General features: G+C 29.5%; 25 protein-coding genes. 22 read left to right on the top strand and 3 right to left on the bottom strand.

All coding sequences use genetic code 11. From position 1 onward, the window contains the following. Nucleotides 1-140 precede the first annotated feature (140 nt). Together C8N27_RS09255 and C8N27_RS09250 are read left to right on the top strand one after the other, a co-directional pair. Nucleotides 141-485: a 5-carboxymethyl-2-hydroxymuconate Delta-isomerase gene (locus C8N27_RS09255; protein ID WP_121147131.1), complete on the top strand. Its 345-nt coding sequence runs from the start codon at nucleotides 141-143 to the stop codon at nucleotides 483-485. Nucleotides 486-809: 324 nt separating this feature from the next. Beyond that, nucleotides 810-1,550: a DUF3108 domain-containing protein gene (locus C8N27_RS09250; RefSeq protein ID WP_121147130.1), complete on the top strand. Its 741-nt coding sequence runs from the start codon at nucleotides 810-812 to the stop codon at nucleotides 1,548-1,550. Nucleotides 1,551-1,666: 116 nt separating this feature from the next. On the opposite strand, the gene hutH is transcribed toward C8N27_RS09250, so the two are convergent. Beyond that, complete coding sequence (hutH, locus tag C8N27_RS09245; protein WP_121147129.1) at nucleotides 1,667-3,172, bottom strand: histidine ammonia-lyase; 1,506 nt, start codon at nucleotides 3,170-3,172, stop codon at nucleotides 1,667-1,669. 168 nt (nucleotides 3,173-3,340) lie between these two features. Between hutH and C8N27_RS09240 the strand changes: the two genes are divergently transcribed. Beyond that, the gene (locus tag C8N27_RS09240) at nucleotides 3,341-4,729 is read left to right on the top strand and encodes a TlpA family protein disulfide reductase (RefSeq protein WP_099216380.1); all 1,389 of its coding nucleotides are present in this window, start codon (nucleotides 3,341-3,343) and stop codon (nucleotides 4,727-4,729) included. A gap of 75 nt (nucleotides 4,730-4,804) precedes the next feature. Here C8N27_RS09240 and C8N27_RS09235 read toward each other — a convergent pair whose 3' ends face one another. Together C8N27_RS09235 and C8N27_RS09230 are read right to left on the bottom strand one after the other, a co-directional pair. Next, nucleotides 4,805-5,605, bottom strand: coding sequence for a TIGR00266 family protein (locus tag C8N27_RS09235; RefSeq protein ID WP_121147128.1), 801 nt, complete (start codon nucleotides 5,603-5,605; stop codon nucleotides 4,805-4,807). A gap of 42 nt (nucleotides 5,606-5,647) precedes the next feature. Next, complete coding sequence (locus C8N27_RS09230) at nucleotides 5,648-6,103, bottom strand: DUF4442 domain-containing protein (RefSeq protein WP_121147326.1); 456 nt, start codon at nucleotides 6,101-6,103, stop codon at nucleotides 5,648-5,650. Nucleotides 6,104-6,257: 154 nt separating this feature from the next. Between C8N27_RS09230 and C8N27_RS09225 the strand changes: the two genes are divergently transcribed. The 19 genes from C8N27_RS09225 to C8N27_RS09135 all read left to right on the top strand — a co-directional run bounded on the left by C8N27_RS09225 (nucleotide 6,258) and on the right by C8N27_RS09135 (nucleotide 21,799). After that, on the top strand, nucleotides 6,258-6,686 hold the full coding sequence (locus tag C8N27_RS09225) for a DUF4870 domain-containing protein (RefSeq protein ID WP_121147127.1): 429 nt from the start codon (nucleotides 6,258-6,260) through the stop codon (nucleotides 6,684-6,686). A gap of 17 nt (nucleotides 6,687-6,703) precedes the next feature. Beyond that, entirely contained in the window at nucleotides 6,704-7,048 is a 345-nt protein-coding gene (locus tag C8N27_RS09220) for a PadR family transcriptional regulator (RefSeq protein WP_028890785.1), read from the top strand. Beyond that, nucleotides 7,041-9,014, top strand: coding sequence for a PspC domain-containing protein (locus C8N27_RS09215; RefSeq protein ID WP_121147126.1), 1,974 nt, complete (start codon nucleotides 7,041-7,043; stop codon nucleotides 9,012-9,014). The genes C8N27_RS09220 and C8N27_RS09215 overlap by 8 nt, the downstream gene beginning before the upstream one ends. 19 nt (nucleotides 9,015-9,033) lie before the next feature. Next, on the top strand, nucleotides 9,034-9,540 hold the full coding sequence (locus C8N27_RS09210) for a nuclear transport factor 2 family protein (RefSeq protein ID WP_244174738.1): 507 nt from the start codon (nucleotides 9,034-9,036) through the stop codon (nucleotides 9,538-9,540). 84 nt (nucleotides 9,541-9,624) lie between these two features. Next, nucleotides 9,625-10,971: a serine hydrolase domain-containing protein gene (locus C8N27_RS09205; protein WP_121147125.1), complete on the top strand. Its 1,347-nt coding sequence runs from the start codon at nucleotides 9,625-9,627 to the stop codon at nucleotides 10,969-10,971. Between the two features lie 158 nt (nucleotides 10,972-11,129). Then, a complete protein-coding gene (locus C8N27_RS09200) occupies nucleotides 11,130-11,747 on the top strand; it encodes a MarC family protein (protein WP_099216476.1) in 618 nt (205 codons plus the stop codon). Nucleotides 11,748-11,802: 55 nt separating this feature from the next. Further along, entirely contained in the window at nucleotides 11,803-12,231 is a 429-nt protein-coding gene (locus tag C8N27_RS09195) for a GNAT family N-acetyltransferase (protein WP_121147124.1), read from the top strand. Nucleotides 12,232-12,331: 100 nt separating this feature from the next. Then, a complete protein-coding gene (locus C8N27_RS09190; protein WP_121147123.1) occupies nucleotides 12,332-13,624 on the top strand; it encodes a short-chain dehydrogenase in 1,293 nt (430 codons plus the stop codon). A 61-nt stretch (nucleotides 13,625-13,685) separates the two neighbouring features. Continuing rightward, nucleotides 13,686-14,087, top strand: a complete 402-nt coding sequence (locus C8N27_RS09185; protein WP_121147122.1) for a hypothetical protein — start codon at nucleotides 13,686-13,688, stop codon at nucleotides 14,085-14,087. Between the two features lie 46 nt (nucleotides 14,088-14,133). Next, nucleotides 14,134-15,084, top strand: coding sequence for a hypothetical protein (locus tag C8N27_RS09180; RefSeq protein ID WP_121147121.1), 951 nt, complete (start codon nucleotides 14,134-14,136; stop codon nucleotides 15,082-15,084). A 159-nt stretch (nucleotides 15,085-15,243) separates the two neighbouring features. Then, the gene (locus C8N27_RS09175) at nucleotides 15,244-16,278 is read left to right on the top strand and encodes a S66 family peptidase (RefSeq protein WP_121147120.1); all 1,035 of its coding nucleotides are present in this window, start codon (nucleotides 15,244-15,246) and stop codon (nucleotides 16,276-16,278) included. 48 nt (nucleotides 16,279-16,326) lie between these two features. Further along, nucleotides 16,327-16,902 (top strand): Crp/Fnr family transcriptional regulator, encoded by a 576-nt coding sequence (locus C8N27_RS09170; protein WP_121147119.1) that lies wholly within the window; start codon nucleotides 16,327-16,329, stop codon nucleotides 16,900-16,902. Between the two features lie 60 nt (nucleotides 16,903-16,962). Continuing rightward, nucleotides 16,963-17,733, top strand: a complete 771-nt coding sequence (locus C8N27_RS09165; RefSeq protein ID WP_121147118.1) for an MBL fold metallo-hydrolase — start codon at nucleotides 16,963-16,965, stop codon at nucleotides 17,731-17,733. Nucleotides 17,734-17,782: 49 nt separating this feature from the next. Beyond that, complete coding sequence (locus C8N27_RS09160) at nucleotides 17,783-18,610, top strand: alpha/beta hydrolase (RefSeq protein ID WP_121147117.1); 828 nt, start codon at nucleotides 17,783-17,785, stop codon at nucleotides 18,608-18,610. A gap of 28 nt (nucleotides 18,611-18,638) precedes the next feature. Further along, on the top strand, nucleotides 18,639-18,770 hold the full coding sequence (locus C8N27_RS16150) for a hypothetical protein (protein WP_262607255.1): 132 nt from the start codon (nucleotides 18,639-18,641) through the stop codon (nucleotides 18,768-18,770). 369 nt (nucleotides 18,771-19,139) lie between these two features. After that, the gene (locus C8N27_RS09150; RefSeq protein WP_121147116.1) at nucleotides 19,140-19,895 is read left to right on the top strand and encodes a hypothetical protein; all 756 of its coding nucleotides are present in this window, start codon (nucleotides 19,140-19,142) and stop codon (nucleotides 19,893-19,895) included. 71 nt (nucleotides 19,896-19,966) lie between these two features. After that, complete coding sequence (locus tag C8N27_RS09145) at nucleotides 19,967-20,533, top strand: cysteine hydrolase family protein (protein ID WP_121147115.1); 567 nt, start codon at nucleotides 19,967-19,969, stop codon at nucleotides 20,531-20,533. A 129-nt stretch (nucleotides 20,534-20,662) separates the two neighbouring features. Then, complete coding sequence (locus tag C8N27_RS16055; RefSeq protein WP_201796540.1) at nucleotides 20,663-20,836, top strand: YciI family protein; 174 nt, start codon at nucleotides 20,663-20,665, stop codon at nucleotides 20,834-20,836. 231 nt (nucleotides 20,837-21,067) lie between these two features. Further along, on the top strand, nucleotides 21,068-21,799 hold the full coding sequence (locus tag C8N27_RS09135; protein WP_121147114.1) for a helix-turn-helix domain-containing protein: 732 nt from the start codon (nucleotides 21,068-21,070) through the stop codon (nucleotides 21,797-21,799). The last annotated feature ends 3 nt before the right edge of the window (nucleotides 21,800-21,802 follow it).

The raw sequence follows: 21,802 nt of genomic DNA, 5'->3' as shown, positions 1-21,802 counted from the left end.
AAACATTACCTAACCACTTACAAACTAGAACTATAACAGATTCAACTTTGTATGAATTTACTATTAATTACCTTATAGCATGTGCAACTAAAAGTTATTTGACTCATAACTTCATACAATACAACTAAATAAAAATAATTATGCCACATTTTGTAATTGATTGCTCTGAAAACATTATCAAATTAAAATCACCAAAAGAAATTATTCAAAAAGTTTATGATACAGCAGAATCAACAAATCTTTTTGACAAAAGGGATATTAAAGTAAGAATAAATCCATTTGATTATTATACTGTGGGAAATACTAATGATGATTTCATCCATATTTTTGCTAATATCATGGAAGGTAGAAGCACTCTACAAAAAAAGAATCTTTCAGAAAAAATTGTTACTGAATTAAAATTAATGTTTCCTAAAGTTCCAATCATTTCTATCAACATTAGAGACTTTGAAAAAGCTACTTATTGTAATAAATCTATGGTGTAAGCACACAAATAATAAGATCAAACTGTAAATTTACAGCTTGAGCTTTTTTATGTTAATTTATATGATGATTGCTTAAAATAGTTGTCAACTTCAATAGTTAGGTTATTAATAAAGTTTTCTGCATTCTTTATATCATTATGTAATACCCTGTCGTCATTCACTACAGTACATCTTGTCTAAACACACCTACAAAAGAAGCTAAAAACTTAAATGCACTATGTTTTCTAAAAGGCTATCCTTGAGGTACATTTATTAACAAGAATAAGTGTAACAAAACATTAATCTTATCTACTTATAAATCATATAATAATAAATCTATAAAACATGATAAGAGTTTTTAAATACGCTTTACTTCTTGCGCTTTCCACATCAATTAAAACTTTTGCTCAAGAAAATTTTTTAACCCCAAGTAACACAAAAATTGATAAACAGTTTGTCAAAAATGAAAGTTACGAAATGACTTGGTTCATGTTAAAGGACACTATCAAAATTGAACTTGGAAAAGTGTTCACGGATATCAAAAAGAAAAAGAAAGAAATATTAATTACCACAACAGTTAACATGAACAGATCAACTTCTAAATGGGTTGATAGCACAATTGTTAAAGCTAAAAACCTAGCTCCTATTTACCATTCTTCTTTTAACCAACAACGAGATATGGTTTTAAATTTCGGTAAAAAGGTAACGGGTTATTATTCAAATAAAAAGACAGGAGAAAAAACCATTATATCAGAAACTACCAAACAACCTTATTTTGACAGTAACTTTTACCCACAATTAATAAGATGGCTTCCTTTAAACGATTACTACTCGGCTGTAATTTCAATCTTTGATTATAATCCGCATGCTAAAACAGGGGTTATTTCTGCAACAATAAAAAATGTACAAAAGACTTCGATTAATTTAAATGGAGAAAAAAAACAGGTATGGAAAATACAAACAACAGATGAAATATCTAACAATTCGGTAGTTAGCACCTACTACTTAGATTACAAGACTCGAAAATTACTTAAACAAGACATAGACGCTAGTGGGAGAAAAATGGTAATGTTATTAAATGAATAATAACATTTATTAACACACAAGTATTCAACCATCACCATCAACCTATTTTAATAGCATAAAAAAAGCTCCAACTGAAATATAGTTGGAGCTTTTTAAAAATATAATTTCACTATTCTTTAGAATAATTCTTCTACTTCAATAGTTAGGTTATTGATAAAACCTTCTGCTTTTTTAATATCATTATGCAACACTCTATCATCATTAACTAAAGGTACATCTTGTCTAAACATCCCCACAAAAGAGGCTAAGAATTCAGATGTACTATGTTCTCTAAAAGAAAGTCCCTGAGAAGCATTCATTAACTCAATAGCTAATACTGAACATACATTATCTATTACTTTTTTAGCTTTAACAGCAGCATTAGCCCCCATACTTACATGGTCTTCTTGTCCGTTACTCGATACAATAGAATCTACACTAGATGGTGTACAGAATTGTTTATTTGCACTTACAATACTAGCCGCAGTATATTGTGGAATCATAAATCCACTATTTAATCCTGGATTAGACACTAAAAAGTCTGGTAATCCTCTTAGACCAGAAACTAACTGATAAGTTCTTCTTTCTGAAATATTCCCTAATTCAGCAATTGCAATAGCTAAATAATCTAATGCTAAAGCTAACGGTTGCCCGTGGAAGTTTCCTCCAGAAATAATAATGTCTTCATCTACAAAAATATTCGGGTTATCTGTTACCGAGTTTATTTCTGTAATAAATGTTTTCTTCACAAACTCTAATGTATCTTTTGTTGCTCCATGAACCTGAGGCATACATCTGAAAGAGTAAGGATCTTGTACGTGTTCTTTTGGTTGTTCAATTAACTCACTTCCTTCTAATACTTCCTTAATACGTTTAGCAGTAGCTAATTGTCCGTTATGAGGACGAACCAAATGTATTAACTCATTAAATGGCTCTATTCTTCCATCAAAAGCTTCCAAAGAAACAGATCCAATAATATCTGCTAAGTAAGAAAGTTTATATGCCTTTAATAAGTTATGCACACCATAGGCACTCATAAATTGAGTTCCATTTAACAATGCTAACCCTTCTTTAGATTGTAAGTTTATTTTCTCCCAACCAAATTTTTCTAATAAGTTTTCTCCTGAAATTCGTTCTCCAGCAACGTATACCTCCCCCAGACCAATTAATGGCAATGAGAGGTGAGCTAACGGTGCCAAATCACCTGACGCTCCTAACGAACCTTGCGTATATACAACTGGTAAAATATCATTATTGTAAAACTCTATCAAACGCTCAACAGTTGCCAGTTGAACACCTGAATGACCATAACTTAATGATTGTATTTTTAGTAACAACATTAATTTTACAACTTCTTGTGGTACTTCGTCTCCTGTTCCACAAGCATGACTCATTACCAAGTTTTCTTGAAGCTGTTGTAAATTATCTCCACTAATCTTAACATTACATAACGAACCAAATCCAGTATTAATTCCATAAATTGGATCGCTATGAGTTTTCATTTTCTCATCAAGATATGCACGACATTTTAATATCTTTTCTTTTGATTCTTCTGATAAAGAAAGTTTTTTATCTAGTAATACAATACTATGAATATCTTCTAAACCAACAGGTTGTGAATTTATTATATGTGTAGTATCCATTTTAATATTTTTAAGGTGTACAAAGAACCAAAAAAAAGATAAAACTTCAAGCTGATTCTTTGTAAAAAATAGAGTGTCATTTAAATAAAGTGTTAATTTTTTTGATTAAAAAGTTAAAAAAAGTAACTTCGGCGCCTTAAACACCATATTCTCACTAAACATTAAACAATGAAAAAACTAGTACTTTTAGCCCTCTTAGGAGTTACCATAATTTCATGTAAAAAAGAAGAAAAGCCTGTTAAAGACTATTTAGTTTTAACTGGTAAAATTGAAAACTTCAAAAAAAGTAATATTACTTTAAATGGCTTTCGTTTTGAAAAGAAAATTAAATTTGACAGAAAAACTGGTTCTTTTGTTGATACCCTTAGAATTAATAGAGATGGTTACTACACTCTAGTATGTGATAAAAAACCTATTAATTTGTACTTAACAAAAACTGATGATACAGGTATTGTATTTGATTACAAGAATGCTGACTTCATCAATTTTGAAGGTGCTAATAAGAATATCAATAGTTACCTTTATGAAAAACAAAAAACTTGGCCTGAAATACTCGTTAGCGCTAATAAATACTTTGCCTTAGAAGAAGAAGAATTCTTGAATAAAACTAATGAGTACAAAGATGCTGTAACAGAACTTTCTATTTCTAAGCAATTACCTGCTGACTTCTTAAAACAAGAAGTTAAAAACATTGACTACGAATGTTTAAGAAACTTGTACAACTATCAAGACTTTCATGCTACTTTAACTGGTGACAAAGACTTTAAAGTTTCAGAAGACTTCCCTGATCCACTAGAAAACTTTAACTACAGTAGTGGCTCAGATTATGTTAACTGTTACTTCTATAGAGCAATGTTAGAAACTGAGTTAAAAAATCTAGCTAAGAAAAATAATAAAGAAGGAGAAGATTATTACTTAACTTATTTAGAAACTATACAAACCGAGGTAACTGATACAATCGCTAAAAATGATTTGTTATACAATAGTGCAGAAAGTACTATAACGTATGCTAGTGATTTAAAAGAGTTTTATAGAAAATTTATGGCGTATTCTACGAATAAAGCACATAAAGAAGAAATTACTAAAGATTATGAACTATTAAAAACCACTGCTAAAGGACAACCTGCTCCTAAGTTTAAAGACTATGTAAACTACGATGGTGGTACTACTTCTTTAGATGACTTATTAGGACAAGGAAAGTACTTATATATTGATGTTTGGGCTACCTGGTGTGCTTATTGTAAAAGAGAAATTCCTTTATTAAAAAGATTGGAGCAAGAATACCATGGTAAAAACATTGAGTTTGTAAGTATTAATGTAGACGCTAAAGGGAATGACGAAAAATGGAGAGAAACCATTCAAGATAGAGAAATGACTGGTATACAGTTAATGGCTGGAGATAGTCACTTAAATTTAGACTGGGCTCAAAATTTCTTAATTAAAGGGTTGCCTAGATTTATCATCATTGATCCTGACGGTAATATTGTAAGTCCAAACGCTCCTGCACCATCACAAGGAGAACGTTTAATCAATATGTTTGAAGAGTTAGGAATCTAAACCTTATTATCATAAACTAAAAAAAGCCGCTAAATTTAGCGGCTTTTTTTAGTTTATGATAATAAAACAATAATTCTAAAACCTATTATCTCCATCTAAGATATCTCCTAAACCTCCCAAAACACTACCTTCTCCTCTGTCGCCTTTTCCTGTTTGTGGAGCCATTGCTAACACCCTACCTGCTAATCGACTAAATGGTAATGATTGAATATATACCGTTCCAGGACCTCTTAACTTTGCTAAGAACAATCCTTCACCTCCAAAAATGGTGTTTTTTATACCGCCTACAAATTCAATATCATAATCAACATCTTGGGTAAAACCTACAATACAACCTGTATCAACTTTCAAAACTTCACCAGGCTGTAAAACCTTTTTCGCCATAGTACCTCCTGCATGCACAAAACCAATACCATCACCTTCCATTTTTTGCATAATGAATCCTTCTCCTCCAAACAGACCTCTTCCTAAACGTTTTGAAAACTCTATACCGATAGACACACCTTTAGCTGCACATAAAAAAGCATCTTTCTGACAAATAAACTTACCTCCAAACTCAGTTAAGTCAATCGGAATTATTTTCCCTGGGTATGGTGAAGCAAAAGAAACTTGCTTTTTTCCTTGACCATCATTTGTAAAAACAGTCATAAATAAACTTTCTCCTGTTAAAATTCTCTTTCCTGCTGAGAAAATCTTTCCCAACAATCCTTTCTCTTGATTTGAACCATCTCCAAAAATCGTATTCATCTTTACATCTGCATCCATCATCATAAAGCTACCACTTTCGGCAACTACTCCTTCTTGTGGATCTAATTCTATTTCTACATACTGCATTTCTTCTCCAAAAATGCGATAATCAATTTCGTGTGCATTCATAATTTTTTGTTTTATCTATTAGACATCAAAAACTTTATTTTGTTACAATTTTACTTTTAAACTCCATTCATATTCAAACTTCGAAACAGAAATACCTTCTTCATTAAAACCTTCAGATGTTACAATTACAGTTTGACCTTCACCTGTTTCAATTGCTTTTTGAATCGTTTCTCTTATTAATTGTCCTTGATTACATTCAAAGCGTATTTTTCCTGTTGCCTTTTTTGTAAAAGTCCCATTCATATTAGTAACTAACATTGAAATTTTTCTGTTGGACGTATCAATTTCCTTCATTACTAAAATACCTGTAGATAATTCTGATGCCATCCCTTGTACAGCCCAAAACATCGATTTAAACGGATTTTGATTCATCCATCTATGGGTTACTTTAACCACTGCTGCATCATTAGTAAGAGACTTTAACCTTACTCCTGTAAAAAAAGCAGACGGTAATTTAAATAATAAAAAGATATTAACTTTTCGAGGTGTAAACTTCATTTTTTCAGTATTTACAGGCAATGTACAGCTTTTTCTTTAATTACTTCATCTGATCAAAATGTTAAAATTTGTTAATTTTTAGTACTATGTATTGCATAATACCTTTTAAAAGATATATATTTGCAATGTAAAGTATTATATAAATCATTTCACTATGCAACATAATAACCAAAACACCAATGCTTTTTTAATACATATTTCTGCTTTTGCAGGGTATTTATTTCCTTTAGGGAGTATTATTACTCCGCTTATATTATGGCAAACTTTAAAAGAGAGAAGTACTTTTTTAGATGAGCATGGTAAAGAAGCTGTTAATTTTAACATTAGCTATAGTCTATACATTTTTATACTAGGTCTTTCTTTTATTCCTTTTTTCTTCGGAAGAATTTTTAATGGATTTGACGGTGTAGATATTGACTTTGGTGGATACCACGGACATGGAGGACTGTTTGGCATTTTTGGATTTGCTTCAATAGTAAGTATTGTTGCTCTTATTAAAATAGCGCTGATAATTATAGCAGCTATGAAAGCTAACAAAGGTGAAATGTATCATTATCCACTTACAATAAAATTTATAAAATAACCCATAAACCGCATTACATGAAGATAGAAAACACAAAAGCACAAATGCGTAAGGGTGTTTTAGAATATTGCATCTTATCCATTTTACAAAAAGGAGATGCTTATACTTCTGAGATACTCTCTAGCCTTAAAAGTGCAGAAATGATTGTGGTTGAAGGAACCATATATCCGTTACTTACCCGCTTAAAAAACGCAGGATTATTAAGTTACAGATGGGAAGAATCAACCTCTGGACCTCCAAGAAAATATTACGTACTCACTGAAAATGGCGGAATGTTTTTAAAAGAATTAGACAAAACATGGCATAATTTAGTAAACGCAGTAAACCAAGTAACAAGTACAAAATCAACTAAAGATGAATAAGACAATAAATATAAACCTGGGCGGATTTTTCTTCCATATAGATGAAACTGCCTATCAGAAATTAAAACGATACTTAGACGCCATTGCTCGTTCGTTAAGTGACGATCCGCAAGGAAAAAATGAAATTATAGCAGATATTGAAGCTCGTATTAGCGAATTATTATCTGAAAGAATTACCGATGCTCGTCAAGTAGTAAATGAAAGCGATATTGAAGAAATTATTGCTATTATGGGGCAACCTGAAGATTATGCAGAAGCTGAAGAAGCATATAACGAAAATACTTCTTACAGTTACAATAGAAACACCTCTAGTAAAAAAATGTTTAGAGATGGTGACGACAAATTTTTAGGAGGAGTTTGTTCTGGACTAGGACATTATTTTAACATAGATGTTGTTTGGATTCGTTTAGCCTTTCTAATTTTAACACTAGCTGGGTTTGGTTTCGGAATTATAGGATACATTATTTTATGGGTTATCCTGCCAGAAGCTAAAACCACTTCTGAAAAACTTCAAATGGAGGGTGAAGCTGTAAATATTGATAACATTGAAAAAAAAATTCGTAATGAGTTTGAAAGCCTTTCATCAAAGGTAAAGGAAGGCGCCCATGATTTATCGGATAAAATTTCAAATGCTGATTATCAAAAACTACGCAACCAAACTAAATCTGGTTTTCAGGATTTCATAGACACTATGGGTAAAATTTTACTAGCTATATTCAAAGTGTTTGGTAAGTTCATGGGCGTTTTATTAATATTTATCGCTGGTATTACAATCATTTCACTACTACTAACTTTATTTTCGGTTGGAAGTTTAGAAATCTTGAATTTTGATGGAGACATGATTCATTATCCTCCTTTCTTTTATGATTCAGCAATGCCTAAATGGTTGTTAATGACATTTGTATTTTTCTTAATAGGAATTCCTTTTGTTGTCTTATTTATTTTAGGATTACGAATTTTATCTCCTAATGTTAAAAGACTTGGTATTGCTACTGTTTTAACATTGTTTGGACTTTGGCTGGTGTCTTTATTAGCAATCGGATTCTCTGGAATTGAGTATTTCACTACACATGCTTACGATGGTGCCCATGTTTCAAAACACAGCATTACATACAATCAAGAAGAGCCTCTAAAAATACGCGTGGTAAACGACGATAATATTTATTACCAACATAATTTACGTAATAGAGATAACTCTATATCTGTTCATGTGAATGATAAAGAAATGAAGTATTCTAACGATATAAATATAGATGTTCGCAAAAGCGAAACTGGTAACGCTTATATTGAAATTAAGAAAACTTCTGAAGGAAGAAAACGTAATAACGCTAATAGTAATGCAGAGGCTATTCAGTATAACTTTAAAACAGCAAACAACACAATTGTTTTTGACGCCTTTTTTATTAGCGAATACAAAAACATGTGGAAGGATGAAGAAATTGACGCTGTTTTATACATTCCTGAAGGAACAACTGTATATTTTGAAGGTTCATCTCGTAACTTTTTAGATGATGTAGAAAACGTTCAAAACGTATACGATCGTGATATGGCTAATCATCATTTCAAAATGACTCCTAAAGGTTTTAACTGTTTAGATTGTGATGAAGAAGATATTAATAATGAAGATTCTGATGATTGGGATTCTGATAATGATGATGAAGTAAGTTTTTTATTTGATAGTACAATTAATAATGTAAAAGCTGAATTTATCATCTCTAAAACAACTACTGAAGATGAACTTAACAAGTTAATTGACTGGTTTAAAGATCGTAAAAACATAGATATTGATATTGTTGACTCAAAATTTAATAGTGACAAAACAATTAGTAATCTCGTTTTAGAAATTGATTGTAACGATGGCTATGTAGGAAGTATAGCTATTTCAAACGGTACATTAGATAATATATCTAAAGGTTTCCGTAGACTGTATAATGAAGAAGGAGCTTTGAGCTTTAAAACTTGGTAAACGCATAAACTGAAAAACTATGAACGATTTATTTGACTTCTTCTTTAAGGGTAACTTTTTTATGAAAATAGTTACCCTGCTATACACACTCTTGCTATCATGGGTAATGAATGGACAAGCACAAGAAATTCCAAACTATAAACCTATTGACATCGACTTGCACAAGCAAATTGTAAAAATGGATAGTATATTCTTTAACGCTTACAATACTTGTGACATGAAAACACAGTCTGATATTTTAAGTGATGATATTGAGTTTTTCCATGATAAAGGAGGCTTATCTACGTCTAAAAATGAAATTATAGCTGCCACCAAAAAGAACATCTGTGGCAAGGTTACTCGTACTTTAATAAAAGGAAGCATCGAGGTATACCCTATAAATAATTATGGTGCTGTAGAAATTGGATATCATAAGTTTTTTAATAATAGAGAACCTAACGCTAAATCAATTCCTAGCAAATTTATCGCCATTTGGAAAAAAGAAAAAAATCAATGGTTAATGACTAAAGTAATCAGCCTACATTAATTTATTGAGAATAAACAACAGGAGCTCAGATATAATCTTTTTATGAGTTTATCATTATAAACTCTTCAGTTAAAGCTAAGAAAAATGAACAAACTGATATTAATAACAGCATTTATCATACTACTCTTTTCTTGTACAAAGACCAAGAAATCTACTCTGCCTGTCAAAGAAAATTCAGAAAAATATCAAGTCAAAATTGATAGTCTTTTGAATACTTATTTAGAAGCTAATAATTTTATGGGGAGTATAGAATTATCTCACAAGGGAAAGACTGTATATAAAAATGCTGTAGGTTTTAGTGATATTAAAACCTCTAAAAAAGTAGATTCAGTAACAAAGTACCGTATAGGATCAGCTTCTAAGATATTTACAGCAACCTTAATTTTTAAAGCCCTTGAAGAAAACAAGCTAACGCTTGATAAAACTATAGAAATATTTTTTCCGAAGCTTAAAAACGCAAACAAAATTACTATTGCTCATTTACTTCAACATAGAAGTGGTATTCATAACTTTACAAAAGATAATTTCTTGGAGTACCATACTGAATATAAATCTACTTCTGAAATGTTATCTATGATTTCGAATTACAAAAGTGATTTCGAACCAAATGATAAAGGTGACTATAGCAATTCTAATTATTTTTTACTATCACTAATTCTAGAAAAAACATATAAATCCTCATATAAAGACCTTATTCATAATAAAATCTGCAAACCTCTTAATCTTTATGATACCTATGTAGGTAATGAAATAAATATTAATAATGATGAAGCTTACTCGTATATCTATGATAAAGAATGGAGTAAGTTTCCTGAAACTAATATGTCTATTCTCAAAGGTAGTGGTTCAATAGTTTCAACTTCAAAAGACATTAATAATTTTATAGAAGCTTTATTTACAGGTAAGTTAATTTCAACAAAAAGCTTATCATTAATGAAAACTATAAAAGATCATTACGGAATGGGACTCTTCCGATACAAAATTCATGATAGACAAGGATATGGACATCGAGGGCATATTGATGGTTTTAGGTCTACTTCAATTTACTTCCCTGAAGAAAAACTTTCATTCACCTTACTTTCAAATGCTTCTAAAGTTGATGTAAATAATATATATTCAGAAATTCTCAATCTATATTTTAATGATGTAATTGTTGATATATCAGAAACTGAAATTGAAAAATTTGTAGGTAAGTATATTTCATTAAAAGATAAAACACATGAATCTACCTTTATAAAAGACAAAAAAACTTTAATCCATTTAATAAAAGACGAGTTTAAAGAGCCTTTAGTTTATAAGGGAAATAACCGATTTATTATGAATCAAGTTTATGCTGAATCAATATCATTTATTTTTTCTCCAGATGGTAAACAGTTAACTTTTAAGCAAGGGGATTACAAAGATATATTAGTAAAAAAAACAACTCCGTAAAATATTAAAAACATTAGTTCATTGGTTTAGCTAACTCCGATGACACTAATACTTGGTTTTATTAGTTAAGCCAAAGCTGTACAGCTTTGGCTTTTTTCTTTTTTATATTTGATACTACACTCAAAAAAAGTAACTTCGTTATCTAACAAGTTTTAGTAATGGTAGCAGAAATAATTACAACTATCCTTTTTTTAATTGCAGTTATTGATCCTTTAGGAACAGTTCCTGTATATTTAGAGGCTACCAAACAATTAGATACATACCACAAGAAAAAAGTAGCTATCCGCGCATCATTCATTGCTTTTTTAATTCTATTATTCTTTATTGTAGTAGGGCAAATTATTTTAGAAGGAATGAAAGTTACTCTAGATGCCTTTCAAATTTCTGGTGGTGTTATTCTTTTTCTTTTCGCCTTAACTATGATTTTTGGTGAAGGAAAACCAGAATCTGAAAAACATTTAATTTCAGACTACAAGCATGTTACTATTTTCCCTGTAGCAATTCCTTCAATTGCTTCACCAGGTGCTATTATGGCAGTAGTATTATTAACTGATAACCATATATATACTATTCAACAACAAACCATTACTACCCTACTCGTTCTTTTTGTAGTAGTACTCACTATGATAATTCTTTTATTGGCCAGCCGTATACAGAAAAGGATTGGCGAATATGGTATTACAGTTATTAGTAAAGTAATGGGGCTTATCTTGGCTTCTTATGCTGTGCAAAGTATTTTAAGTGGGTTAAAAGGTTTCTTTTTTACTGCGGGTTAAACTTTATTATCCTTTTCTGTTTTTATTATATTTGAAAATTGAAAAAGAATAAAAAATGACTATAGAAATTACCACAACCCCAAATGAGCAAGATCCTAAGACTATAAGTCAAGGAATTGTAGATTTTAATCATTCAAAAATTCCTGATCTAGAACCAATAGAAGAAGAAATCAAGTTTTTTACTTTTGCTAGAAATCAAAATAGAGATGTAGTTGGCGGAATAAGAGCTGTATGCTTTTGGAACACCTTACACATTGAACTACTTTGGTTATCAGAAGATTGTCGTGGAAAAGGAACTGGGAAAAAGTTAATTGAATCTGCTGAAAACTTCGCAAAAGATAATGGTTGTGAAAAAGTCTTTGTTGAAACTACTAGTTGGCAAGCTAAACCTTTTTATGAAAAGGTTGGCTACAAACATATTGCAACAATCAACGATAGACCCAAAGGACACTCTTCTCACTATTTAACAAAAGAGTTAGGTTAATAACTAACCATATCCCTAACTTAAATTAAAATTACCAAAAAAAAGAAAGGTTTACCCTAATTTCAAACCATTCTTTACTTCCTATTAAACACTTCTTAAAATGAGCTTAAAAAACACCTCTCTACTATTATTAATCCTTTTAACAGTTAGTTGCTTTAACAAAGAAAAAACAGACGAAGAACTACTTAAAAAAGACAAAATAGAATTAAAAGAAAACTTAGATTCTTATAAAATAGCCACTTATAAATTTGGTAAAATTCTAATCAGATCTTCAGCAGAAAAAGATACTATTTCTACAGAATTTCAGTCTTTTAAAAAAGATCTTGATAGGATCTTTAATAAAGTGGTAAAATATGATGTTGAAAACCCAGAAAGTTTATCACTCATAGATTACATTTTAATATATCGTGATTATAAAAAAATGGAAGACTTCATTATGAAAACTGATGAAGATATTTTTCCAACATTAGTAGACTCTTTTAATCTAATTTACGGAGATTCTACTAGCAAAAAAAGAGAGTATTATAAAGGAGAAGAAAAAGAATATGTTCAAAATATAGAGCACGCTATTTTAAGTGCAATTGTAATATTAAGTAAAGATTTAGGTAAGGAAGTATCGCTTTATGAATGCACAAAAACAAATCCTGAATTACTTCCTGATTCTGAAATAAAAACTCTACTACAATACTTTAGAGGCTTCTTGTTTTTTGAAAAAGGTCTTTATTATTTATCTGAAGATGAAATTTCAAGAAATATTAACTGGTTAAACAACAACAAAGATGTGGATTTACCCTATACAAGAGCTTTCTTTCAATGGGGAAACCTTGATAATAAAAGTACTCATTTAGGGCTTCATTCTTTAAATCATTTGTTTAGAGGTTTTGACCGATTAATGATGGAAAGAGAAATTGATGAAAAACGTGCTCTTGAAGATTTTGAAGCATTTTTAAAAGATGCTAATAAAATTGGGTTAAATAATGAAATTACTTGGTCAATAGAAACCTATTTATATTTAAAAAACGAAGAAAATGAAAAAGCAATTGCTTCTTTAACCAAACTTAAAACAAGTACCCTACTCTCTTCAGAAGATAAAGAAAGAATAGATGAATCTATTGAATATGTTAAGAACAGAGAGTCAGGTAAGGTCTTAAATGGTTTTTATGATAAATTCTTTTTGAGTAAAATCGCTACAAAATACATGTACTCAATTTTATCAAAAGTAGATTGGGAAAAAGTAATGAAAGAACAAAATGTACCACATACAAATGAAATATTTAAAACTATTGATAATCTAAAAAGTTTTATTGACAACCTAAAAGAGTATGCCAGTACAGAAGACTTAAAGAATAAAGGAAAGAGCCTTTGGAACAAAACAAAAGAATTAGTTAAATAATACTAACAAATAGTTCTGTAAAAAAGAAACACATAATATATTAAACAACTTAAAAATTAAAATGGGAAAAATTAAAATTGAAAGCACAGTTGGTGCTAAAATCTATGCTAACGAAAAAGAACTAGGTTTAATAAAAAGAGAAGATAAAGAATATGAGTTAGAAAATGGTGAATATGAAATTTACGCCAAAGCCTCTTGGTGTGGTAGTCAAAAAATCAACATAAATGTTACTGATGATAAAACCGTAACTTTAACTCTTAACAGTTTTAAGTATGAAGGAGTTATAAGAGCTGTTATGATGGTATTTATTGCTCTATTTATGCTTTCTAAAAGTCTTATTTTTCTGATTCTTGCTGGAATTATCATTCTATACCCTTTGTATTATATATCATTTGGAAAAGATAATTACTTAGAATTAAATGAGAAGAATGAAAATAGTCTAGCCAACACAAACAACATTTAATTTTTACTTTAACAAACCTCAACCTGTATCCCCCAATAAAACAGTTATGAATTACAAAATAATAAAACTACTATTTGACCCAAGAGAAACTATTAATAAAGAAGAGTTTTTATTTGGGATAATAGTTCTATTCTTTTTAGCTTTTATTTTTATTCTTGATTTTACTATAATTAATAGTGTTACGTCGATTATAAGCTCAAAAGGTGCTCTGCTATTAGCTATGCATAAAGTTATAAGACCATTTACTATCCCTAATTTACCTGTAGGTTTTATTTTATTTTACAGCGTTTTAACTTTAACTATTAAAAGAGTAAAAGACTTAAATTCTAAGTTATGGATAGGTGCTTTAGTTGGAACACTTATTTTTCTTTTTTTTGATGTTGTTTTTTTAAAAACAACCACTAGCCTAGGGGTGTTTTCTGACTTAATGGAAATAGAAATTGACAATCAAATAAAGGCTTTTCATGTATTTAACATCCTTTTTTATATTGTTTTAGGAATAAGCTCAATACTCTTCCTTTCAGTTCTCAAAGGATCTAAACCTTATATAAACGATGTTTATAAAAAAGGAAGTTTAACTATTAATCAATTCATTAAACAGTTAGGTATATGGTACATAGCAATACTTTTTGGTCTTATCATAATTACTCTACTACTTGGCATTAATAAAAATATAACTACTTTAAGTTACGGCAGTTTTTTACCTCCCTTAATTGTAATATGTATACTTTTTATATGGTATTTAAAATTGGTTTACATGAGGTTAAAAAACACTACTTTTTCTTTTTTCAACTACTTTCTTTGTTTAATAGCTTATGTTATAAGCCTTACTTCTTTAATCATAATAATTTCTAAAATTGATAACTTGAACTATATAAATATATCTTTAACTTTTTTCTCTGTTATTAGTATAGCATTTTCATTTATAAACCTTTCTTTATTTTTGTTAGATAAAGACTCCGAACCATTGGTATTTGGAATTGAAAAACAAGATTAATGAAACAATTTTTAGATTTTTTTAAACTCTACAAAACAGAGTTTCTTTTTCACAGAATAATTCAAACCGAAAGAAATAAAGCAGTACTAAGCCTAAACATAAACCCCTATTACTCTTAGTATATACAAAAAACATTAACCACAAGCTGAAAAAACAACTATGATCAAACCAAAAAAATTACAAAAAGGAGATAAAATAGCTACAATCTCTTTGTCTTGGGGCGGTGCTGGAGAAATTCCTAGTAGATATGAAATTGGTAAAAAACAGATACAAGATAACTTTGGGTTAAAAGTTGTTGAAACTAAAAATGCTTTGAAACCTGCTAAATGGATTTATGAAAACCCAAAAGCAAGAGCAGAAGATTTAATGGAAGCTCTCGAAGACGCCTCTATAAAAGCGATTATTTCCAATATAGGAGGTGATGATAGCATACGAATGTTACCCTTTATAGACTTTGATGTTATTAAAAGAAATCCCAAAATTTTTATTGGTTTTTCTGACTCTACAATAACACATTTTTGTTTCTATAAAGCAGGAGTAACCTCTTTTTATGGGACGTCAACACTTGTAGGGTTTGCTGAAAATAACGGAATTCATCAATATCAAATAGCCGATATTAAACAAACCTTATTTTCTAATAAAATAATAGGTGAAATTCAACCTAATATGGAAGGTTGGACATCTGAACGCTTAGAATGGAGCAATCCAAAAAATCAAACTATTTCAAGACAATTAACAAAATCTAATGGGTGGAATTTTTTACAAGGTACTAAAACTGTTTCAGGAGAATTGTTAGGGGGTTGTTTTGATGTTTTAGAAACTTTAAAAGACACAAAACTGTGGGTAAGCCCTTCCGATTGGAAAGGTAAAATAATGTTTTTTGAAACATCGGAAGCAATGATGCCACCTCATTATTTTCTTTGGATTTTAAGAAATTATGTTGCTTCAGGAATCATGCATAACATTAATGGACTAATTGTAGGTAGACCCTATAACAATCAATATACAAAGGAATATGAAGATGCTTTAGTACAAGTAATTAGAGACGAAGCTGGTTTAACAGACTTACCAATCATTACTGAAATGGATTTTGGGCACACCTGTCCTATTTTCACAATTCCTTATGGAATCAAAGCGGAAATAAACCCTACAAATAAAACTTTTTCGATAATTGAAAATGCTTTAGAAAAGTAAATTCTTTTGGGAATTTTCAATAATTATATGTTAGTTAAAACAAATTGAATGACAAAATTTGCTAAAATTTCTAAATTCTTCGAAACTGAGTTTCCTTTAAATCAACATGGACTTGATGAACTATTTAGTCTATTTAAAATAGAAAAACATGCTAAAGGAACTGTTTTACTTCAAGAAAACTCTAAAGAAAAAAAGTTGCGTTTTTTAAATAATGGAATTGTAAGAGAATATTATGCAAATAAAGACAAGGAAATCAATATTAACTTTTATGTAAAACCTCAGTTTATCTCCGATTTACTAACTTTTAGTAAAAATACCACTACCAAGAAAAACCAAGAGACCTTAACTTCTGTAGAAATTTTAAGTATTGAAAGGCAACTCTTTTTTGATTTATTAGAAAAATATCAATGTGGTAAAACCTTTGTTGATGCCTCTTTTCAAAAACTTTTAAAACAAAAAGAGAGACTAGAGTTTAATCGTACTACAAAATCACCTGAAGAATTGTATAATGAATTATTTATTTACAAACCCGAATGGATACAAAACATACCTCAATATCATTTAGCTTCTTACTTAAACATAACACCAGAAACGTTAAGCAGAATTAAAAAACGTATTTCTTGATTTGAATCAATGAAAACAAATAGTTTATAAAAGACATTTGTATAACTACAAAGTTATACCATGTTACATATACACCAAATAAGAAATGCTACTATAATTATTGAAACTGAAAAAGAGGTTATTCTTGTCGATCCAATGCTCGGTAACCAAGGAATTATGCCTCCATTTACTCTCTTTAGACATAAAGCTAGAAAAAACCCAACTGTTCCACTTCCAAAAAAAACACACGCACTACTAAAAAAAGTAACTCATTGCTTAATAACTCATCAACATCCAGATCATATAGATAATGCTGGTGTAGAGTTTTTAATCAAAAATAACATTCCTGTTACCTGTAGTGTAAAGGATGAGAAGGCCTTTAAAAAGAGAGGGCTAAATGTTGTTCAAAGTTTAAAATACTGGGAAAAACAACCCTTTTTAGGAGGAGAAATAGAAGGCATTCCTGCAAAACATGGTTACGGATTTGTAGCCAAACTTATGGGAAATGTATTGGGTTTCTATATAAAGCTTCCTAATCAAAAAACTATTTACCTCAGTTCCGATACTATTTATACTGACGCTGTGCATAAAGTATTGACTAATTATAAACCAAATATTAATGTATTAGCCTGTGGAACTGCTCAGTTTGACCTTTTCAAACAACTTATTATGAGCGTAGACGATATTCTAAAATTTATAAAAAATTCATCGGGTTTAGTCGTTGCTAATCATATGGAAGCTATTAACCATTGTCCATTAACTAGAGAAAAACTTAGAACCATATTAAAACAAAATAACTTATATCATAACGTTTACCTTCCTGAAGATGGTGATATAGTGGCTATTGAGTAAAAGTCTGTTATATTTACATAATTGTACAATAACCATTATTATTAGCAATATGAAACAGAAAACTTTATTACTTGTTACTCTATTAATCACTTTTTCAACCTTAGCTCAAAATATTCCTAAAAAAATTAATGAAAGTGATTTTTCCATTGGAAAAACTGTTCAAATAAAGTCGACTATTTTAAAAGAAGATAGAACACTAAATATTTATTTTCCTGCAAGCTACGATATTGATAAGTCAAAAAAATATCCAGTAATTTATTTATTAGATGGTTCTAAAGATGAAGACTTTATTCATATTGCTGGAATTGTACAATTTGGCTCTTTTCCATGGATAAATATGCTTCCTGAAGCTATTGTAGTTGGTATTGGAAATGTAGATAGAAAAAGAGACTTTACATATCCATCTTCTATAGAAATTGACCAGAAAGAATTTCCTACTTCAGGGAAATCTGAAAAGTTTATTCAATTTCTAAAAAAAGAACTCCTCCCTTTTATAGATACTAACTACAGAACTACAAATAGCAAAACACTAATCGGTCAATCACTTGGAGGGCTTTTAGCTACAGAAGTTTTATTTAAAACCCCTAACCTTTTTAATAACTACATAATTGTAAGTCCTAGTCTTTGGTGGGATGCTGAAAAACTTTTAACCTTTACACCAGTAAAGTACGACACTAAGAAGAGTATATACATTGCAGTTGGTAAAGAAGGGCCAATCATGGAAAGAACTGCCAAAGAACTACATGATAAACTACTGAGTAAAAAAACTAAAAAGACGAAGCTTTATTTCGATTTTTTGGAAGACAAAACTCATGGCGATGCTTTACATGAAGCCGTGTACAATGCTTTTGAAAAAATATTTAAAGTAGAGAAATAACATAGACTACTCATAAAAAAATAACATTATGCTTAAAATTATTTCAAGTCCTAACTGTGGAAATTCACCTAAAATGACATTCTTAAAAGAATTCAATATCGCCCTAGCAAAAGGAGATCTGGATTTTCTTACCGAAAGTGTTACTGATAATATAATTTAGAGTATAGTTTGAGATAGAAAATTGAAGGAAAGAAGGAGTTTTAAGAAAATAAAAGAGAAAGAGGTAACCGAATTAACACTTAAACAAATCTTATCTCACGGAAAAGAAGGCGCTGTAAATGGAACTATTAAAATGGAAAAAACATGCTTTTTCAAACTTTTATTTTTTCAAAGGGAGAAAAGGTGCTAAAATAAAATTAATAACATCTTATATCATTGAAGTTGATCTACAATAAAAACAGTTTTTTAACACTTATAAAGAACCTAATCTTTGTAAATTTAGCTTTTCAATTTAATAGAAAAAGTTATATAGAAAAGCCTCACTACTTTTTACTTACAAAAACATTAACAATAACTAAAAAACAATACTATGGGTTGGGATATAAGTTATCATCCTATATCAGAAAAACAAATAAACGATTGGTATTTTGATGTATTAGATGATCAAAGTTTACTTGAAAAAGTAATCTCAGAAAATACCTTTGAAAATTTTTACAAAGACCATTATAAAGAAGTCATTGAAAATGGCTTAAACATTAAAGAAGATGATATTTTTGATAAAAGCCATGGATTTAACATAGCTGTTACACAAGGTTTCTTTCAAAAGTTCTTTTATATAAGAGGCTCAGCTCTTTCTCTTTCAGAAAATCCTTTGCTAAAAAAGTACTATAAAAAATGGCAAGAAATAGTGCCAAATGAAAAGTTAACCAAAAGTGTAAATAATCAAATTATTGAGAATTATTGCTCTGGTGTTTACATTCCTCAAAATAAGGTTACTGAATTATTAAATGATTATGAAAGCGATTCTGAAATTAAAAAAGAATTAAATGATTTGTTTTCGCACGATAGAATTAACGTTTTCCTTAAAGCTTTAAACTTTTCAAAAGACAATAAATTAGGTTTATTAGAAGCTACAGAAGTTATAGAACCTAATCCGATGGACTTAAATAATTCGTCATGTTTTTCTAACTTGTTTAACTGTGATCCTGAAGGTGCACTACTATATCAACAAGCTGCTATGGAACAAATTGCAGCTATTAAAAAAAATGATAGTGTAAATGAAGAAACTTCAAAAACGAAACCTCAAGAAAAAAAGAGTTTCTGGAAAAAACTATTTGGAAAATAAATTAAGAACTAGTTATCCTAAGTATTATTCATATTTAAAACTTTTATACTGTATTAAATAATAACTTAAGCATGAAATTAAGAGAAAAAAATCCAGCTTTAATCCTTGTAGATGTCCAAAAAGCTTTCTTAAACGAAGAATACTGGGGCGGTAATAGAAACAATAAAGATGCTGAAATTATTTGCGGAAAAATATTAAACAAATGGAGAGAACTAGATTTACCTATTTTTCATATAAGGCATAGTTCTACAAACCCAAATTCAAAACTTAATAAACAAAATGATGGTTTTAATTTTAACGAAAATGTAATACCGTTAGAAAATGAACCTATAATAACTAAAGAAGTGAATAGTGCTTTTATTGGAACCGATTTAAAAGAACTATTAGATGAACAAACCATTACAACTCTTGTTATTGTTGGGATAACAACCAACCATTGCGTATCAACAACTACTAGAATGGCTGGTAATTTTGGATTTGAAACTTATGTAATTTCAGACGCCACAGCTGCTTTTGATAGAATTGGTATTAATGGAGAAAAATATGATGCTAAAACAATACATTTAACCTCTCTTGCTAACTTAAGTGAAGAGTTTGCTACAGTAATAGATTACGAAAAGTTAATACACAAAATTTAATTTTTTAATGTTTATAATAAAGCTTACTTACAAAACTGAACTCGAAAAAATTGACTGTTTTTTAAACGAACAACATGAATTGGAAACTTCCTTGCTTCTGAACGATAAGCTCCAAAAACTGGTGGCTTCATGTTAGCGAAAGCTGAAAGCAAATCTGAACTAGAAAATACTGTTAAAAAAGATCCTTTCAAAGCAAACGGATTAGCTTATTATCAATTAACTGAATTCATTCCAATCAAAACCTGTGATAAACTAAAGTTTTTAATGAAAAAAGAAAATACATATAACAACTTAGAACTCTAAAATAAAACCCCACTTTTATAGTTGTTTTACTTTAACAAAAGTTTGAATATTATCTCTCCTGTTTCTCTTAACAAACACTTTTTTCCCTATAGCAAGCCTCATTCAAAATTGATTACTTAGACTTCTAATCTAGAATTAACATATTTTTGCGCATAGCTTAAGGATTATATAAATATCCCGACAAATTTGGAGCTGAATAATCAATTTATAGCTCTGTTTTAAAGAAGTACAATGGTATATACTATAAAAAATAACGAGAAAATAATTCCAAATAAAAAGAACCTACTCATTCTTTTTAATGGAAATATAACTATAGAAAAAGACGGAAGCGTTTTTGCTATTCCTGCTAAAAGTTACTTCTTTTTTGATGTTAAGTTTGATATTATAGCAACCTCCCCTTTTATAGAAGGTTTTGTAGCCGAACTAAATGAACACGACTTAAAAAAATTTCCCGATTTGGAAAAAGATTTGTCAAATATCAATATCCCTTTTGAAGTGTTGAAAATTAAAAATTATGACAATAAAAAAAGTAAGATACACTCGTTGTTAAAGGCTAAAAACAATAGTCGTCTTTTAGAAAGCTATACTCATGTTTTATGGAGTGAATTTATAGGTGATTTTAAGAATAGCTTAAAAGCACAATCCATTACAGTACAATTTTCAGAATTAATTGATCAAAACATAGAACACAATTATTGCGCAGGTACCTATGCAGAAATGATGGAAATACCTCTTAAAAAATTAATACAAGAAATTAAACAGACTGAAAATAAAACGCCTTGTAAATTTATTACTGAAAAAGTAATTGAAAAAGCCAAAGACAAGTTACTAAATACCAAAGACACTAGCCAAATGATTGCCTATCAATTAGGTTTTGATGATCCTTATTATTTTATCAAGTATTTTAAAAAGCAAACAAAACTCACACCTACACAATTTAGAACACAAAACTCAGCTACTTAATAG

It is taken from the genome of Tenacibaculum discolor (assembly GCF_003664185.1).
Taxonomy (GTDB): Bacteria; Bacteroidota; Bacteroidia; order Flavobacteriales; family Flavobacteriaceae; genus Polaribacter; species Polaribacter discolor.
The sequence above is the reverse complement of the archived record's forward strand: the minus strand, read 5'-3'. Positions and strand labels throughout refer to the sequence as shown.

What these genes read in the sequence shown, in the direction of transcription:
- C8N27_RS09165 (WP_121147118.1), top strand. Translation starts at nt 16,963, where the DNA reads ATGTTACATATACACCAAATAAGAAATGCTACTATAATTATTGAAACT.
- C8N27_RS09220 (WP_028890785.1), top strand. Translation starts at nt 6,704, where the DNA reads ATGAAGATAGAAAACACAAAAGCACAAATGCGTAAGGGTGTTTTAGAA.
- C8N27_RS09160 (WP_121147117.1), top strand. Translation starts at nt 17,783, where the DNA reads ATGAAACAGAAAACTTTATTACTTGTTACTCTATTAATCACTTTTTCA.
- C8N27_RS09230 (WP_121147326.1), bottom strand. Translation starts at nt 6,103, where the DNA reads ATGAAGTTTACACCTCGAAAAGTTAATATCTTTTTATTATTTAAATTA.
- C8N27_RS09205 (WP_121147125.1), top strand. Translation starts at nt 9,625, where the DNA reads ATGAACAAACTGATATTAATAACAGCATTTATCATACTACTCTTTTCT.
- C8N27_RS09240 (WP_099216380.1), top strand. Translation starts at nt 3,341, where the DNA reads ATGAAAAAACTAGTACTTTTAGCCCTCTTAGGAGTTACCATAATTTCA.
- C8N27_RS09235 (WP_121147128.1), bottom strand. Translation starts at nt 5,605, where the DNA reads ATGAATGCACACGAAATTGATTATCGCATTTTTGGAGAAGAAATGCAG.
- C8N27_RS09225 (WP_121147127.1), top strand. Translation starts at nt 6,258, where the DNA reads ATGCAACATAATAACCAAAACACCAATGCTTTTTTAATACATATTTCT.
- C8N27_RS09250 (WP_121147130.1), top strand. Translation starts at nt 810, where the DNA reads ATGATAAGAGTTTTTAAATACGCTTTACTTCTTGCGCTTTCCACATCA.
- hutH (WP_121147129.1), bottom strand. Translation starts at nt 3,172, where the DNA reads ATGGATACTACACATATAATAAATTCACAACCTGTTGGTTTAGAAGAT.
- C8N27_RS16055 (WP_201796540.1), top strand. Translation starts at nt 20,663, where the DNA reads ATGTTAGCGAAAGCTGAAAGCAAATCTGAACTAGAAAATACTGTTAAA.
- C8N27_RS09170 (WP_121147119.1), top strand. Translation starts at nt 16,327, where the DNA reads ATGACAAAATTTGCTAAAATTTCTAAATTCTTCGAAACTGAGTTTCCT.
- C8N27_RS09190 (WP_121147123.1), top strand. Translation starts at nt 12,332, where the DNA reads ATGAGCTTAAAAAACACCTCTCTACTATTATTAATCCTTTTAACAGTT.
- C8N27_RS09145 (WP_121147115.1), top strand. Translation starts at nt 19,967, where the DNA reads ATGAAATTAAGAGAAAAAAATCCAGCTTTAATCCTTGTAGATGTCCAA.
- C8N27_RS09150 (WP_121147116.1), top strand. Translation starts at nt 19,140, where the DNA reads ATGGGTTGGGATATAAGTTATCATCCTATATCAGAAAAACAAATAAAC.
- C8N27_RS09200 (WP_099216476.1), top strand. Translation starts at nt 11,130, where the DNA reads ATGGTAGCAGAAATAATTACAACTATCCTTTTTTTAATTGCAGTTATT.
- C8N27_RS09215 (WP_121147126.1), top strand. Translation starts at nt 7,041, where the DNA reads ATGAATAAGACAATAAATATAAACCTGGGCGGATTTTTCTTCCATATA.
- C8N27_RS09210 (WP_244174738.1), top strand. Translation starts at nt 9,034, where the DNA reads ATGAACGATTTATTTGACTTCTTCTTTAAGGGTAACTTTTTTATGAAA.
- C8N27_RS09175 (WP_121147120.1), top strand. Translation starts at nt 15,244, where the DNA reads ATGATCAAACCAAAAAAATTACAAAAAGGAGATAAAATAGCTACAATC.
- C8N27_RS09255 (WP_121147131.1), top strand. Translation starts at nt 141, where the DNA reads ATGCCACATTTTGTAATTGATTGCTCTGAAAACATTATCAAATTAAAA.
- C8N27_RS09135 (WP_121147114.1), top strand. Translation starts at nt 21,068, where the DNA reads ATGGTATATACTATAAAAAATAACGAGAAAATAATTCCAAATAAAAAG.
- C8N27_RS16150 (WP_262607255.1), top strand. Translation starts at nt 18,639, where the DNA reads ATGCTTAAAATTATTTCAAGTCCTAACTGTGGAAATTCACCTAAAATG.
- C8N27_RS09185 (WP_121147122.1), top strand. Translation starts at nt 13,686, where the DNA reads ATGGGAAAAATTAAAATTGAAAGCACAGTTGGTGCTAAAATCTATGCT.
- C8N27_RS09195 (WP_121147124.1), top strand. Translation starts at nt 11,803, where the DNA reads ATGACTATAGAAATTACCACAACCCCAAATGAGCAAGATCCTAAGACT.
- C8N27_RS09180 (WP_121147121.1), top strand. Translation starts at nt 14,134, where the DNA reads ATGAATTACAAAATAATAAAACTACTATTTGACCCAAGAGAAACTATT.